This is a genomic window from Dactylosporangium sp. NPDC050588 (assembly GCF_040654975.1).
Lineage (GTDB): Bacteria > Actinomycetota > Actinomycetes > Mycobacteriales > Micromonosporaceae > Dactylosporangium > Dactylosporangium maewongense.
This window is the reverse complement of the sequence record NZ_JBFAJA010000014.1, coordinates 141,310-155,202: the sequence shown is the minus strand read 5'-3', so window position 1 is coordinate 155,202 and position 13,893 is coordinate 141,310. Positions and strand designations below refer to the sequence as shown.

Here is a 13,893-nt window from a genome sequence, read left to right as displayed (position 1 = left end):
ACCCCCCTCTCCCCCCCCCCCCACCGTTTTGCCCCCCCCCCCCCCCCCCGCTTGTTTTGTTGGGGGGGGCCCGCCCCCCCCCCCCCCCGCGACGCCTTACCGTTGCCGGAACGTCACGCGTAGGCCTCGACCGACCATAGCGAGTAGCCGTACGACGTGCCCCGGGCGTTGCCGTAGATCCGCAGGTAGCGGCCCGATCCCGCTACCGTGAGGTCGTCCACGCCGCCGTCCCCTTCCCCCGTCGAGTAGACCGGGTCCCAATGGATCCCATCGTTGGACAACTGCACCAGGTAGTCCCGCCCGTACGCGAACTCCCAGGTCAGCCGCACCCGGGAGATCGACTTCGTCGAGCCGAGGTCGACCTGCAGCCACTGCGGGTCGCTGTACAGGCTCGACCACCGGGTGCCGGGGTCGCCGTCCACGGCGTACATCGCCGCCAGGGCCGGGATCTCCACGCTGGACGCGGTCGCGGGCTTCCCGTAGGCCAGGTCGAGCGGGTGCTTGGCGACCTGCTCGGCCGTCTGGATGGCGCCGAGCATGTAGTCCACCGCGGCGATGCCCTCGGTGAACCCCGGCACGGTGGCGATCCGGACAGTGGCTTCCTCGAGGCGCTGCCGCAGCAGCTCGGACCGGGAGCCCTGCAGCTCGTTGAAGCACGCTCCAATCGGATCCTTCGTGGTGTAGTTCGTGCAGGGAACGAACGTCGCGTTCTGGCGGGCGGTCGCGGTCGGCTCCGGCTTGCCGTCCTCCGGGGCCTTCACCACGCACTTGCCGTCGCCCGCCACCGACGCGCAGTAGTTGTCGCGGGCGGTCAGGAACGGTGTCAGCACCCGCTGCTCGCCGTGGTCCGAGGGCACCCGCTCCGTCCCCAGCAGGTAGAGCCCGACCCTCTCGTCCTGCCGCATCGACTTCGCGAACCCGAGCTTCGTGTATGCCTCGAGCAGCATGACGGTCCGGGTGAGCTTCGTGTTGAGGCCGTTGAGCGTTGTACCGGGTGTGACCAGCTCTCGCGTGACGTCTGCGTAGTACTGCCCGGCCGCGCCGTACAGCCAGTCACGCACCTTCCGCACCGCTTCGGCATTGTCGGAGCGGGTGGCGGACTGCTGGAAGGTCGCCTTGTACGTCGACACCCAGTTCGCCCGCATCGCGTCGTCGGGCTTGGTCATCCACGACTTGCGGGTGTCCCGCAGCGGGTAGTACTGCGCCATCTTCCCGTACGGGATCACCTTCGTCCACGTGCGCGCGACGACCGGCTGGCCGTTCCACACCTGCTGGACCCGGAACTGCACTTCCAGATCGGCGTAGAGCGCGTAAGGCTTGTCGCCGTCGCCCGGCTCGGTCATGTTGATCCACGCGGCCTGGTAGCAGATCTGTACCGGGGTGTCAGCCCGTCCGCGGTTGGCGACCCACAACTCATTCAGGTCCAGGCTGACCACGTTGCCCGGGCGGGAGGCGGTCATGCCGGACCCGGCGCAGACGGGGATGCCGCTCGGCTCTTCAGCCGGCTTCGGCACCTGCTGGCTGGGCAGTCCGGCGATGTTGACGTCCGTGGCCTGGTTGAGCGCGGCGAGCTCCTTCTTCTGGAACTCGGTGGCCATCGCGGACGCGGTGGTGCGGTAGGTCTCCAGCAACTTCGTGAAGACCGGGTTCAGTCGCGGGCCTCCTGCCGGCTGCGGCAGGCTGAACTGCCGCACCGCATACTGGATGGCCTCGCCCGCGGTGGTGACGTCAGCCGTCACGCCGTTGACCGGCGCGGCCTGCGCCGGGTTCTGCGCGAGCAGCGTCTTGTACCCCTCGGCGGCCAGCAGCCAGAACTCCACCGATGGCGTGCCGGTGACTCTGCTGGTCTGCGGCAGGCCGAGGTTCGCGTAGGCGTACTGGTTCAGCCATGCGATGGAACCGTAGTGCCCGTAGTCGCGCAGCGCGGCCTCCGGAGCCTGCACGTCGAGTGGCGCGGCCTGCGGGTGAACTGTGCTCACGTTCGACGCGGCACCCTGCAGGGACGTCGCCGCATCGTAGTACTCCCTTGGCGACATCTCCCGGCCGGACCTGACCCGGTAGTCCAGCGAGTTGTTCATCGTTTTGATGACTGCGTTCTTCTCGTCCTGCTGTTTGGCCGTGAGGAGTGCATGACCCCAGTAGTCCACCTGCTCCGTGAGCTGGGCGAGGTCGGCCGTGATCTGTTTGAGCTGGGCCTGGGTCGCCTGGTGCAGCTTCACCACAACTTCGAACTGGTCGTACAGCGCGTCGTAGAGATTCCCCAGCGCCGTCTCGATGCGGTCGAACCGCTCGTTCATCTCGTCTTTGAGGTCCTTGACCTGCTCCTTCAGCGCCGTCACCTGCTCGAGGATCTGCTGCTCCGGTGTCGGCCCGGCCGCGAACAGCGGCAACAGCGACTGGACAGCGCCGAGCACGTTGGCGGCCAGCCCGATGCCGGTCATCGAGAACAGCGCGCCGGTCAGACCCTTGGCCGCGATCGTGGGCAGGAAGTTGTTGACCGCCGTGGCGATCTGGACGGCCGCGCTGCCGGCGACCGACACGAACTTGCCTGCCTTCTCGTCAGCGAAGCCGACCAGGATCGACAGTAGCTTCACCGCGCCCGCCGCCTGGTCGATCCACACCTGACGGGCCGCCGCGTTGGCCTTCGCCACCTCATAGTCGGACGGGCTCGGGTTGGCGCCCTGCACGGGGAACTTGGTGTTCAACCGCTCGAGCTCCGCGTTGGTCGCGCCCACCTGCGCGTTGATCTCCTTGAGCAGCTTGGTCAGCTGCCGGTTGCCCTCCGCGAGGTAGAGATCGGAGTTGACCTGGAGATCCTTCAGCGCCTGTACGTCGACGAACGTACCGATCAGCGGGTCGGCCTCGAGCGCCTCCACGGTGGCGTCGGCCGAGACGCCGTACAGTGCGCCGATGTAGCCGTTCCACGCGGCGCGGAACTCCGGGTCGTTGGCGCCGTAGGTGGCCACCGCCGTCCACTGGTTGTCCATGATCTGGAAGACCTGGGTGAGGTATGCGCTCTCGAACTGCGACGCATAGATCTCGTCGACCATCGTCCCGTACTTGGTCAGCTGCTTGCCGAGCGTCTCCTGCATCATCTCCTGCAAGATGGGGGCGGCGATCGAGCCGGCCGGATTCTTCGCGGTCAGCTCGAGAAGCTTGGTCGCCAACAGGTACATCGGGCGTTCCAGGTCGTCGGCGACCAGGTGGCTCTTGTAGTACTCGTTCATCTTGACGCCGTGTTCGACCACCTGCCTCGCCGTGGCGTTCGGGTGCAGCTGCTTGTAGCCGACCATTTCCGCGCTGACGTACATGTTGCGCAGGCCCTCATGACCACTCGTCCGGCTGCGCATGTACGCCGAGAACAGGCTTCGGCGGCGCTGTTCCGGGTCGGTCGAGACGGGCGCCGCGTGCGCCGTCGTCGGCAGCACCACCACATTGCCCGTGCTGACGGCCAGTGCCACCAGCGCACCCGCCAGCAGCCGACCCCATCGGCCGGCGAAGGGCCCTGAGCGGGCCCTTCGATGTCTTATCTGGACCATCTATGCTCCTTCGTTGTACTTTCCGTGGCGCGTCCGCGGATCATGACCACGGCGCACGGTCACCGGACGATGCACTCGGATTGGTCGTGCCGGCGGAGCGTAGGTGGGGACGCTCAACGCCTGCGTGCAATTCACATGCACAAATGCACACGTGGGCCGGCCGGCGCCATCCGCGGGCATGGCACGCGAGGCGGGCATGGGCTACGGGCGTGCGCGTACGGCCGCGGAAGCGGCGCCGACCAGCGCGGCCAAGGTTTGCGCAAGGTGTATGGCAGGCCTGGTCGGCAGCCTGAGCCACGACTCGACCGGCCGAACCGTTCGGCCGGCGTGGCGAACGGAAACGGCTTTGAACCGATCGACCATCCGCCGGGCGGCGATCACCGCCCTGGTGCTCACCTGCGCCGGCCTCGGGATGTCCGCGCCTCCGGCGAACGCCTTCGCGATCTACGTCGTCACGAACGTCAACGACACCGGGGCCGGGTCGCTGCGGGACGCCGAGCACCCGGCCGACCGCAACCTCATCTCCGGCAACCGGCTGTACGGCGTCGAACTGCAGGGCACCGGCACCAAGGTGCTCGGCAACCGCATCGGCAGCGACGCGACCGGCACGACCGCGCTCGGCAACGGCGGTGGCGGCATCAAAGGGCAACCGTATCGGCACGGCGATCGGTGCCGCCGGAACGCTGGTGCCGCTGCCCAACACCGGCAACGGCATCACGGTCAACGCCGACCGGACGATCATCGGCGGTGACGACACGGGATCGGCGAACGTGATCGGCACCAACGGCGCCAACGGCATCGAGCTCGACGCCGCCACCGACGAGACCGTGATCCGGGGCAACGCGATCGGCACCGACCCCACCGGCGCGATCACCCTGTTCTTCGCCGCCGCGGCCTGCGGCGTGGGCGGCACGAGCCCGGCGGAGACCTTCCTCGGCGCCGTCACGGTCGTCACCAACGCCAACGGCAACGTCGTCGCGGCGACCGTACCGCCCGTCGGCACCCCGGCCGGCACCGTGGTCATGGCCACCGCGACCGAAATGCCTGCCGCGGCCACCTACGCCTCACGTCGGAGATCGGCGCCTGCGTCGTCGTCGTGTAACCCCTGAGGGGCGCCCGGACGTCAACCGGGCGGCCCTCACGAGGACGGCCGGCCCGGCGATCGCAGGGAGGGGCGTGGTGCGCAGGTCAGCAGCGGCGTTTCGCCTCCGCCTCGAAGTCCGCCGAGGACATGACCGTCTCGGACACGTCGTCCTCGCCGACCGTGAGGATCTGGCCGTCGGTGAGCGCCGTCACCGCCGAGCCGGTGAAGGTGACGCGCACCGACGGCATCGGTCCGCCGTGCGCCCGCAGGAAGTACTTCGTGTCCGGGATCAGGGTGATCGGGCCGCTCCGGTCGTCATGCCAGCCGGCCGGCACGGTGCCGAACTGGACCGTGTACGACGAGCGGTTGTCGGACTGGTTCGTGATGTGCCACAGGTCGTCGCTGAAGTCACCCTGGGTCCGCGCCGCTGTCGGTGGAGCTGTCGGCACGGTGTCGTCATGGAGCACGATGAACTGCGTCCGCTGCCCGGAGCAGAAGCGGACCTCCAGCGCCGGCGCGCCGCCGGCGTTGGAGACACCGATGAGCATCTTCGTCGCCGGCGCGTGGTGGACGGCATCGTCGCAGGCCGTCAGCCAGGCCAGGCCGGCCGTCACGAGGACGGCCAGCCCGGCGAGCCGATGGCGGGGCAGGGCGCGCATGGTCATGAGTATCCATGGGACGACGGCGCCGGCCCGGTGACTGACCCGGGACGTAGTCGAGGTAGCCACCCCAGTACAGGTTGGCGCCTCGCTCATACCGATCGGGTATCACGAGCTGCACGCGCGCCAGTACGCTTCGGACCGCGGCAGCGGTTGTCCGGCGTTCGAGAATCAGTTGTCCCAGTAATTGCAGATACTTACCGGACTGCCAGTCGTGTAGGCGGTCCCCACCCAGTGGCAGCGGTTCCCGACGAGGTTGCTGTGTGGAGGATTCTGCTGTTGGCAGAGGCTCGTCAGTCGGGAGCAGTAGTAGTAGTTGAGCACGCTGGTTGCCGACGCGGGTGCCGCCGTAACGACCAACATCGTGGCTGACGTCAGACTGACGACCGCCGCTGTGGACAGGTATCGCTTGATCTTTGTTCCGATCATGGCTTCTCCTTCTCGGTGCAACGTCTTCGGGAAAATCGAGGTCGGGTCGGGGATGACCTGCTGGCGGCGCCTGGAGGAATGGAACCTGGCCTTGTAATGCCGCCTTCCGGTCAGCGGAAGGCAAACATCCGCATGCCCGGGGTGGCTGGGGGTGTTTCCGCCGGCTGGATGGAGAGTTGATGCACGCCTACCCTGTTCCTCGATCCGGCAGGGCTGGTGAAGGACAGTTCCGCGAAGCCGTGTTCGTCGAAGCATGTCCGCACCTCGAGGCTCGGGTCGTCGCCGTTTTCGAGGAGGCCACGGGTCCAGATGACGATGCCGCCCGGAGCTAGGAGTGCCGGCAGGGTCGCGATGGTTCGCTGAATGTCTTCGGATGAGATGTTGCCGAAGACACCGCATGCGATGATCACGTGGGCCGGTCCAGCACCAAGGTACACGTCGATTTTTCCCGCGTCGGCAGTTGCTACCTCGACTTCCGGAAGTCCGAGGTCGGCGGCCGTTGCGCGGGCGCGCTGCGACAGGGTCGGGTCGAGTTCGACCAGCAGCGCCCGCGCACTACGGCCGTTGTCGTGTTTGGCCAGCACGGGCAGCACATCGCGCCCCTCTCCGGCGCAGATACTGATCAAGCGGCGGGTGCCGTCGGGGCCGTACGGGGCGTCGTCCAAAGCTCGACATAGGTTGTGTTGGACAATTTCCAGCCTCTTCGCCAACCACGAGTTCGGGTTGTCGTAGTCCTGGTGCCACCGGACCCAGTCTTTGGTCATGGGTGCCCTTTCAGGGAGCTGTGGGTGATTGCGCCGGAGTGCCCGCTCTTCGTGGGTGACGGACTCCAGGAGCCGTGCCGCAGGCGTTGCCGGCGCATCGAGGTTCGCAACGGGTGAAGGGTCCTGACCAGGCCTCGGGTCATCATCCGGACGGATCCGTACAGGGTCCTGTATCGGACGTACTCAGCCGTACGGCGTCGGACGCCGCTAGAAATAGGCCATGACCGATGTACGACCGGGGACGATCACGTCACGCGCGGACTTCGCCCGGGAGTTGTCGTCGCTGCGCGACGCTGCCGGGCTGACCGTGCGGCAGCTGGCCGCCAGGGTCGCGGTGGTCGGCGGGCACAGCACGATCGGCGATTGGTTCGCCGGCCGGGCCATGCCGTCGACGTCGTCCCGGCCGATGTTCGTCGACGTCTTGCGGGCGTGCGGGGTCACCGACGACGAGGAGATCGACCGCTGGCTGGCCGCGTGGCGGTCGGTGCGGCGGCCTTCCGGTCGCCGCGCCGCCGGCCCCGAGCCCTACCGCGGTCTGTCGCCGTTCCAGCCCAGCGATGCCGAGTGGTTCTTTGGACGCGACGAGCAGGTCGCCGCCCTCGTCGAAAGCATGGCGGCACTCGACCGGGCCGGCGGCGGACTGCAGTTGGTGGTGGGAGCGTCCGGGTCCGGCAAGTCGTCGTTGCTGCGCGCCGGCCTGATTCCGGCCCTGGCCGGTCGGCCGGTAGCGCTGACCGTCCCAGGCGAGGCGCCGGTGGCCGGTCTGCGCAACCAGGTTGGCCCGGACGCCAAGGTCATCATCGTCGATCAGATGGAGCAGGTCTTCGCCGCCGCGCCGGACGAGCAGCGCGCCTTCGTCGACGAGCTCTGCGCCCGGGCAACCAGCGGCGCCCTGGTCGTGCTCGGGGTTCGGGCAGATTTCTACCCGCAGCTCTTGGCCCACCCCCAGCTGCTCGCGGCGACGGGCGACCGTCAGCTGACCGTCGGCCCGATGACCGAGTCGCAGCTGCGCGAGGTGATCACCGCCCCCGCTCGCCGGGCCGGCGTCGAGCTCGATGACGGCCTGGTGGAGCTGCTGATGCGCGACGTCACCCCGGGCCACGCCGAGGCGGCCGGGCCTTCCGGCGGCAACGTGCTGCCGCTGCTGTCACACGCCCTTTACCAGACGTGGGAGAACTCGCCGAACGGCCGGATGACGATCGAGGCCTATCGGCACGCAGGCGGCGTCGGCGGCGCCGTCGCGGCGAGCGCCGATCGGGCCTACGGCGGCCTGACCGGACACCGGCGCGAGCTCGCGCGCCGAATGTTCCTGCGGCTGGTGCACGTCGGCACGGATGCCGCAGACACGCGCCGCCGCATCGGCGGCGATGAACTGCTCGCGTCGTTTCCGGCCAGGGACCGCGCCGATCTGCAGCAGGTGCTGGACGCCTTTGTCGAACAACGCTTGATCACCGTCGACCACGTGGCCGTCGAAATCGCCCACGACGCGCTCCTGCACGCATGGCCGACGCTGCGGTCCTGGATCGACGAGGACCGCGCCGGCCTGGTTGTCGGCCAGCAACTGGCCGTGGCCGCCGGCCAATGGCGCGACGACGACCGGGACCGGGCCGCCCTCTACCAGGGCGGGCGGCTCGCCACGGCCCAGGAGTGGCACCGAGCGCACGCCGCTGAGGCATCACCGCTGGTCACCGAGTTCCTGGCGGCCGCCACCGGCTACGCGCACCGGCGCACCCGTCGCCTCTACGGCATCGTCGCTGCGCTGGTGGCCCTGCTCGTCACGGCCGTCACGGCCGCCGCATACGGGTACAGCCAGCGGCAGTCGGCCATCGCCGAACGCGACCGGGCGATCTCCCGGCTCGTCGCCGGGCAGGCGCAGCGGCTGCGTGACTACGACCCGGCGCTGGCCAAGCAGCTCAGTCTCGCCGCATTCCGGATCTCGCCGACAACAGAGGCCCGCTCCAGCCTGCTCGACGCGCCCGTCGAACCCACAGTGACAAGGTTGTTGGCTTCCCCCCGCGCCCTGCAGGCGGCGCAGTACAGCTCCGGAGGCAGGCTGCTGGCCGCTACCGGATTGGACGGCGTGATCCGGCTCTGGGACGACGCCGACCCGAGCCGTGCGCCCGTCGCCCGGGCGGCGGTGACCGCGTCCACGCAGCCGCTGTTCGCGCTGGCGTTCAGCCCCGACGGCCGCATCCTCGCCGCGGCCGGCGTCGACGCCACGATCACGCTGTGGAGCCTGCTCGACCCGGGCCGGCCGACCCGGATCGGCGACCCGCTGACCGGTCCGGCGTCGACGGTGTATGCCCTCGCCTTCGACCCGGCAGGCGAACATCTCGTCGCAGGCAGCCACGACGGCCGAATCTGGCGCTGGGAGATCAAGGAACCGCACCGCCCGCGATCGCTGCCGCCGCTGCCGTCCAGCGTGGGTGAGGTGCACGCGCTGGCGTATGCCCCCAGCGGCAGCGTGCTCGCCGCCGGAGGCAGCGCCGGCCGCGTCGAGCTGTATCGCACCGACGCGCGATCGACGGTCGGCCCGCCCATCGGCGCCGCCGACGGAACGGTGTTCGCTCTGGCGTTCGCCGCCGACGGAGCCACCCTGGCCAGCGGCGGCAGCGACGCCCGCGTCCGGCTATGGGACGTGCGCGATCCCAGCCGGCCCAGCCCGCGGGGCAATCCGCTGTCGGGCCCGAACTCGTGGATCAACAGCGTCGCCTTCAGCCCGGACGGCACCAGCGTCGCCGCCGGCAGCTCCGACAAGACCGTCACGGTGTGGGACACCACCACCGCGGCAACGACCCTGACCCTGCCCCACCCGACCCCGGTCACCGCGGTCAACTACCGCGGCCAGGACACGCTGCTCACCGCCGGCACCGACGGCATCCTGCGGTTGTGGACGGTTCCCGGACCCGTCGCCGGCGGCACCGACGCAATCTTCAACACCGGGTTCAGCGACGACGGCCGTACCCTCGTCACCGCCAGCCACGACGGCACCATGCAGCTGTGGGACGTCGCAGCGCCGCGAGGACCTCGGCGCGCGGGCCCCCCGATCCGCACCCCGGCGGGCTCACCTGCCTACTCGGCCGCCGCAGCGATCGACCGCACGGGCAGTGCCCTCGCCGCCGGTACCCGCACCGGCGCGGTACAGCTGTGGGACATCACCGACCCGGCCCACCCGGTGGCCGGTCGGCTCCTGCACGGGCCGACGGCTCTCATCGAGTCCGTCGCCTTCAGCCCGGACGGGCAACTCCTCGGGGCGGGGAGCAACGACGGCCGGGTGTATCTCTGGGACCGCGAGGCCGCGACGGACGCCCCGGTCGCCGTTCTGAACGCCGCGGGCCAGGTCCTGGCGATCGCGTTCAGCCGCGCCGGCCATCTCCTGGCCTCCGCCGATACCGACGGCAACGCTCATGTGTGGAACCTCGCCGATACCCGCCACCCGGTCGAATTCGGCCCAGCCCTCGGCGGGTTCGACGGCTACGCCTACAGCGTCGCTTTCACCCCGGATGGACGGACCCTCGCGGTCGGCAGCGCCGATACGACGATCCGGTTCTGGGACCTGTCCGTCGACGGCGCCCCCAGACCGGTGGGAGGAGTGCTCCGCGGTCCGACCAGCTACGTGTACTGGCTGACCTACAGCCCGGACGGCCGGCATCTCGCCGCCGCAGTGGCCGACGGCACGCTGTGGCTGTGGCAGACCGGGCCGCACGGCGACCCGACGCCCTACGCCGCGCTCACCCGCCCGCGGACCGGGCTGTACACCGTTGCCTACGCTCCCGACGGCCGCATGCTGGCGGCGGCAGGCGCGGACGGGGCCGTGCGCCTGTGGGACCCCGATCCGGACAGGGTGGCCTCCTGGATCTGCGCCACGGCGGGAACCCCGATCACCCCGGTGGAGTGGGCCCGCTACATCCCAGGCGCCGCGTATCGATCGCTGTGTCCGTAGGCTCTCCTCGTCGGGCTGGGTCCAGTTCTAGTCCAGCTCCTTGAGCAGGTAGAACGCGGTGTCGCTGCCGTACTCGGCGAGGGCGGCCCGCAGCGCCGCCCGGTAGGCGTCCCGCTCGTCCTCGGTGCGCTGCGGTGCTCGGTACAACGGGAACAACGCCTGCAGGGCCATGTCTCTCCCGTCCTGGCCCATCTCGGGCGCGAGGGCCATCAGCTGCGTCCACGCGCCGGGCACGCGGCCGGCGCAGCGGGTGATCGGGTGGCTGAAGTCGTCGTAGTGGAACCGCCCGGGCTGCGCGCCGACCCGCACGAGCGCTTCCAGGGTCTCGGGCGTGACGCTGTCCATCCGCTCGAGGTGCCACGCGGCCTGCACGGCCCGGCCGTCGTCGGCCCCGTGCAGGTCGGCGAGCACCGCCGCGAGGATCTCGGGATCCGGCCGCAGCCCGGCGCAGACCACGCACCCGCAGCGCGCCCGCGCGGCGTCGGCGCGGTCGGTCTCCTCCTCGGTCAGCTCGTCGAGCGGCAGCAGGACGTTGTCGCCCCGCAGCCCGTCGTCCTCCACGAGCCACAGCCGGTCGCGCACGACCACGAACCGCTCGTCGCCCGCCGTCGCGTCGGGCCGCGGCCCGGTGATGGTGACCCCGTGCCGCCCGGCGACGTACCCGACCCGCTTCCAGTCGACGGCGACGGCGCCGGCGCACCAGTGCGCCCAGGCGAGCATCGAGCGCAGGCAGGTGCCGGCGGGGTTGGGGAACCACCAGTACATCCGCCGGTCACCGGCCCGATGCGGCTCCGCGGCCGGTTCGAGCCCGTCGAGGTAGTGGTCCAGCTCGTCGTACGCCTTGCCGCCGAGCACATGGAACCACTGCGCGAACGTCCGCATCTCCTCCCACACCGCCACGCGCGCCGTGTCGACGTCACCGTCGCCGTCAATGCCGATCGAGAACCCGATGCCACCCATGCGTGCGGACGCTACCAACCGCGCGCCACCCGCTCGGCCACTGGATCTGGGCACCGGCCCTGGACGAGCGGCTGGAGCACGAGCACCTGCTGCCCGAGCCGTCATTCGCCGGGCACACCCTGCGCTGAGGGTTCATGCACCCGCCGGTCACCACGGCGACGGCCGATCAGGCCAGGACCGCCCTGGCGCAGCTGCTGCGAGGCTGACGGGTCAGCGGGATGCTGATGGCGCGGGCGAGCCGGGCTTCGGTGTCGTGACGGTGCCGGTGAGCTTCGCCTCGCACCGCGGGCTCAGCGAGTGCTGCTGGGCGACGATCGAGCCGTCGACCCGCAGGATGCACTGCAGCTGCGGGATCTGCGCGCCGATCACGGTTTCGCCGTCCGGGGCGGCGTTGCCGCCGAGGACCACGGTCGTGACGTCCGGATACACCACGTCGACCTGCTTCGTCCAGGTCGACTGCGGGGTGTCGACCGACACCGACGCGCCCCGCTCGTCGGTGTAGGCGCCGACGATCTTCAATCCGGGACCGCCGGAGTGGAACAGCTCATAGGTCACCGTGTGGGTCACCTTCGCAGCCGGAGGCGAGTCTTCCGACGGTGTGTTGCAGCCGCTCAGTGCACCCGCCGCCACCAGCAGCACAGCGACCGGCGTTGCGACCCGCAGCATGCGTGAACTCCCCCGTGGCAGCCGACGGTGGCAGCTTAGCCTCGATGCCTCCTGACGGGGAAGGAGCGGTACACGGCCGTCGTGCTGGACAGCTCGGACAGCCGCGACCACCGTGACTCAACCGGCTTGCAGTGCGTCCCGGATCTGCGGGCTCGGTGGTGAGGTGACCGCCGGCGGTCGTCCGCGCACCGCGTCCCAGGCGGCCTTGCCGCTGGCGAAGTAGTCGCGCACGGCCTTGCTGGCCAGCAGGCCGGCGGCGCAGCCGCCGCAGCGGGCGTTCACGCCGTCGGTGTCGATGCCCACCTGCCGGCACAGTGTCACCGCGCGGGACAGGTGGTAGGCCTGGGTGACGATTAGGGCCCGGGTGATGCCGTAGACGTCGCGCGCCCGTACGCACGTGTCGTAGGTGTCCAGGCCGTGCGGGTCGGCCACGATGCGGCGCGGGTCGATGCCGAGGCCGGTCAGGTATGCGGTCATCACGGCCGGTTCGTCGCCGGACTCGCCGCCGCCGTCGCCGGATACCAGGATCACCCGGGCGCGGCCGCTGTCGACGAGCGCGGCGGCGGTGTCCAGCCGGCCGGCCAGGCGTGGCGCGGGCGTGCGTTTGTCCGCCGCCACTTCGCCGCCGAGCACGATGACGACGTCGGCGGCCGGCGCATCCGCCTCGTCGTGCACGTGGCCGCGCGCGGCGATCTGTGTCCACAGCCATGGCGCGCTGGTGAGCAGCAGCACGGCGGCCACGCCGAGCACCACCCGCCGGCGCCACCGGCGCACCGGTTTCGTCGTCTCCTGTGCGTCCGTCATGCGAAGCACACTATGCGCCGGCTCGACGGGCCGGCCGTCGAGCGGATTTCGACAGACCTCACTTGCCACGTGGCTTACCACGTGGCAAATCTCTGCCACGTGGCAAATCGGCCCCTACGAGGCCGGGGCGAGCACCATCCGCTACGGCTTCCCGTGGTACCGCGTCAACCCGGCGCGCGGCGTCTACACCTGGGACTGGACCGACCGCGTCGTCGACCGGCTGTGCGAGCTCGGCCTCGAGGTCATCGTCGACCTGGTGCACTACGGCACGCCCCGCTGGCTCGACAACCACTTCCTCAACCGCAACTACCCTGACGCGGTCGCCGAGTACGCGGCCCGGCTCGCCGCACGCTACGGCGACCGGCTCACCGCCTGGACCCCACTCAACGAGCCACAGTGGACGGCCCGGCTGTGCGGGGAGTCCGGGACCTGGCCGCCGTACCTCACCGGCCACGACGGCTACCTGCAACTCATGCGCAACATCGCACGCGGGATCGTCGCCACCCAGCACGCGGTCGCCGACACGACCGCCGGGCGGGCCACGATCGTCGGCGGCCGTGAGCGCGACGACGGCGTCGCCGGGCTCGAGGAGCTCGTGCGCGAGACCGCCGCCCGCTACGGCGTGCCCGTCATGCTCACCGAGACCAGCTACGAGGGCACGTGGGAGCAGCGGGCCGCCTGGCTGCGCGACTCGGTGGCGCTGCTGCGCCGGCTGCGCGGCGAGGTCGACGTCGACGGCGCCGGCCACGTGCAGATCTTCCTGCGGGTGCTGGCCCCGCTGCTCGTGCCGGCGGTCGCCGCGTTCGCCATCTTCCAGTTCCTGTGGGTGTGGAACGACCTGCTCGTCGCCCTCACCTTCGCCAACACCCCCGGCACCAACCCGATGACCGTCGCCCTGGCCAACCTGGCCGGCAGCCGGGGCAGCGCCTGGTATCTGCTCTCCGCCGCCGCGTTCGTGTCGATGGTGGTGCCGCTGGCGGTCTTCCTGTCCATGCAGCGCTTCTTCGTCCGCGGTCTGCTCGCCGGCAGCGTGAAAGGGTGACAT

Annotated in this window: 11 protein-coding genes; 5 read left to right on the top strand and 6 right to left on the bottom strand. The window is 70.3% G+C overall.

Annotated features, from left to right (window positions below):
• Window positions 1-113: 113 nt before the first annotated feature.
• A complete protein-coding gene (locus tag AB0I21_RS12125; protein ID WP_360560497.1) occupies window positions 114-3,461 on the bottom strand; it encodes a discoidin domain-containing protein in 3,348 nt (1,115 codons plus the stop codon).
• 256 nt (window positions 3,462-3,717) lie between these two features.
• Between AB0I21_RS12125 and AB0I21_RS12120 the strand changes: the two genes are divergently transcribed.
• Both AB0I21_RS12120 and AB0I21_RS12115 read left to right on the top strand, forming a co-directional pair.
• Complete coding sequence (locus AB0I21_RS12120) at window positions 3,718-4,290, top strand: hypothetical protein (protein ID WP_360560495.1); 573 nt, start codon at window positions 3,718-3,720, stop codon at window positions 4,288-4,290.
• A complete protein-coding gene (locus tag AB0I21_RS12115) occupies window positions 4,226-4,648 on the top strand; it encodes a hypothetical protein (RefSeq protein WP_360560493.1) in 423 nt (140 codons plus the stop codon). Before AB0I21_RS12120 ends, AB0I21_RS12115 begins: the two co-directional genes overlap by 65 nt.
• Before the next feature lie 79 nt (window positions 4,649-4,727).
• On the opposite strand, the gene AB0I21_RS12110 is transcribed toward AB0I21_RS12115, so the two are convergent.
• The gene (locus AB0I21_RS12110) at window positions 4,728-5,288 is read right to left on the bottom strand and encodes a hypothetical protein (RefSeq protein ID WP_360560492.1); all 561 of its coding nucleotides are present in this window, start codon (window positions 5,286-5,288) and stop codon (window positions 4,728-4,730) included.
• A gap of 533 nt (window positions 5,289-5,821) precedes the next feature.
• Window positions 5,822-6,475, bottom strand: coding sequence for a class I SAM-dependent methyltransferase (locus AB0I21_RS12105; protein ID WP_360560490.1), 654 nt, complete (start codon window positions 6,473-6,475; stop codon window positions 5,822-5,824).
• A 220-nt stretch (window positions 6,476-6,695) separates the two neighbouring features.
• Here AB0I21_RS12105 and AB0I21_RS12100 point away from each other — a divergent pair, with 220 nt between their 5' ends.
• Window positions 6,696-10,418: a helix-turn-helix domain-containing protein gene (locus AB0I21_RS12100; protein WP_360560488.1), complete on the top strand. Its 3,723-nt coding sequence runs from the start codon at window positions 6,696-6,698 to the stop codon at window positions 10,416-10,418.
• Window positions 10,419-10,445: 27 nt separating this feature from the next.
• Here AB0I21_RS12100 and AB0I21_RS12095 read toward each other — a convergent pair whose 3' ends face one another.
• Window positions 10,446-11,378, bottom strand: a complete 933-nt coding sequence (locus AB0I21_RS12095) for a hypothetical protein (RefSeq protein WP_360560486.1) — start codon at window positions 11,376-11,378, stop codon at window positions 10,446-10,448.
• Window positions 11,379-11,380: 2 nt separating this feature from the next.
• Here AB0I21_RS12095 and AB0I21_RS12090 point away from each other — a divergent pair, with 2 nt between their 5' ends.
• Window positions 11,381-11,506, top strand: a complete 126-nt coding sequence (locus tag AB0I21_RS12090; protein ID WP_360560484.1) for a hypothetical protein — start codon at window positions 11,381-11,383, stop codon at window positions 11,504-11,506.
• An 82-nt stretch (window positions 11,507-11,588) separates the two neighbouring features.
• Here the strand turns inward: AB0I21_RS12090 and AB0I21_RS12085 are convergent, their stop codons facing one another.
• Together AB0I21_RS12085 and AB0I21_RS12080 are read right to left on the bottom strand one after the other, a co-directional pair.
• Window positions 11,589-12,044: a hypothetical protein gene (locus tag AB0I21_RS12085; RefSeq protein WP_360560483.1), complete on the bottom strand. Its 456-nt coding sequence runs from the start codon at window positions 12,042-12,044 to the stop codon at window positions 11,589-11,591.
• A gap of 117 nt (window positions 12,045-12,161) precedes the next feature.
• Window positions 12,162-12,848, bottom strand: a complete 687-nt coding sequence (locus AB0I21_RS12080) for an ElyC/SanA/YdcF family protein (RefSeq protein ID WP_360560482.1) — start codon at window positions 12,846-12,848, stop codon at window positions 12,162-12,164.
• Between AB0I21_RS12080 and AB0I21_RS12075 the strand changes: the two genes are divergently transcribed.
• Complete coding sequence (locus AB0I21_RS12075; protein ID WP_360560481.1) at window positions 12,847-13,890, top strand: family 1 glycosylhydrolase; 1,044 nt, start codon at window positions 12,847-12,849, stop codon at window positions 13,888-13,890. The two genes, AB0I21_RS12080 and AB0I21_RS12075, sit on opposite strands and share 2 nt — an antisense overlap.
• Window positions 13,891-13,893: the final 3 nt, after the last annotated feature.

Bases quoted from the DNA above. Each gene is read 5' to 3' on its own strand.
- AB0I21_RS12085 (WP_360560483.1), bottom strand. From the start codon at position 12,044: ATGCTGCGGGTCGCAACGCCGGTCGCTGTGCTGCTGGTGGCGGCGGGT.
- AB0I21_RS12075 (WP_360560481.1), top strand. From the start codon at position 12,847: ATGCGAAGCACACTATGCGCCGGCTCGACGGGCCGGCCGTCGAGCGGA.
- AB0I21_RS12080 (WP_360560482.1), bottom strand. From the start codon at position 12,848: ATGACGGACGCACAGGAGACGACGAAACCGGTGCGCCGGTGGCGCCGG.
- AB0I21_RS12110 (WP_360560492.1), bottom strand. From the start codon at position 5,288: ATGACCATGCGCGCCCTGCCCCGCCATCGGCTCGCCGGGCTGGCCGTC.
- AB0I21_RS12100 (WP_360560488.1), top strand. From the start codon at position 6,696: ATGACCGATGTACGACCGGGGACGATCACGTCACGCGCGGACTTCGCC.
- AB0I21_RS12120 (WP_360560495.1), top strand. From the start codon at position 3,718: ATGGCACGCGAGGCGGGCATGGGCTACGGGCGTGCGCGTACGGCCGCG.
- AB0I21_RS12105 (WP_360560490.1), bottom strand. From the start codon at position 6,475: ATGACCAAAGACTGGGTCCGGTGGCACCAGGACTACGACAACCCGAAC.
- AB0I21_RS12095 (WP_360560486.1), bottom strand. From the start codon at position 11,378: ATGGGTGGCATCGGGTTCTCGATCGGCATTGACGGCGACGGTGACGTC.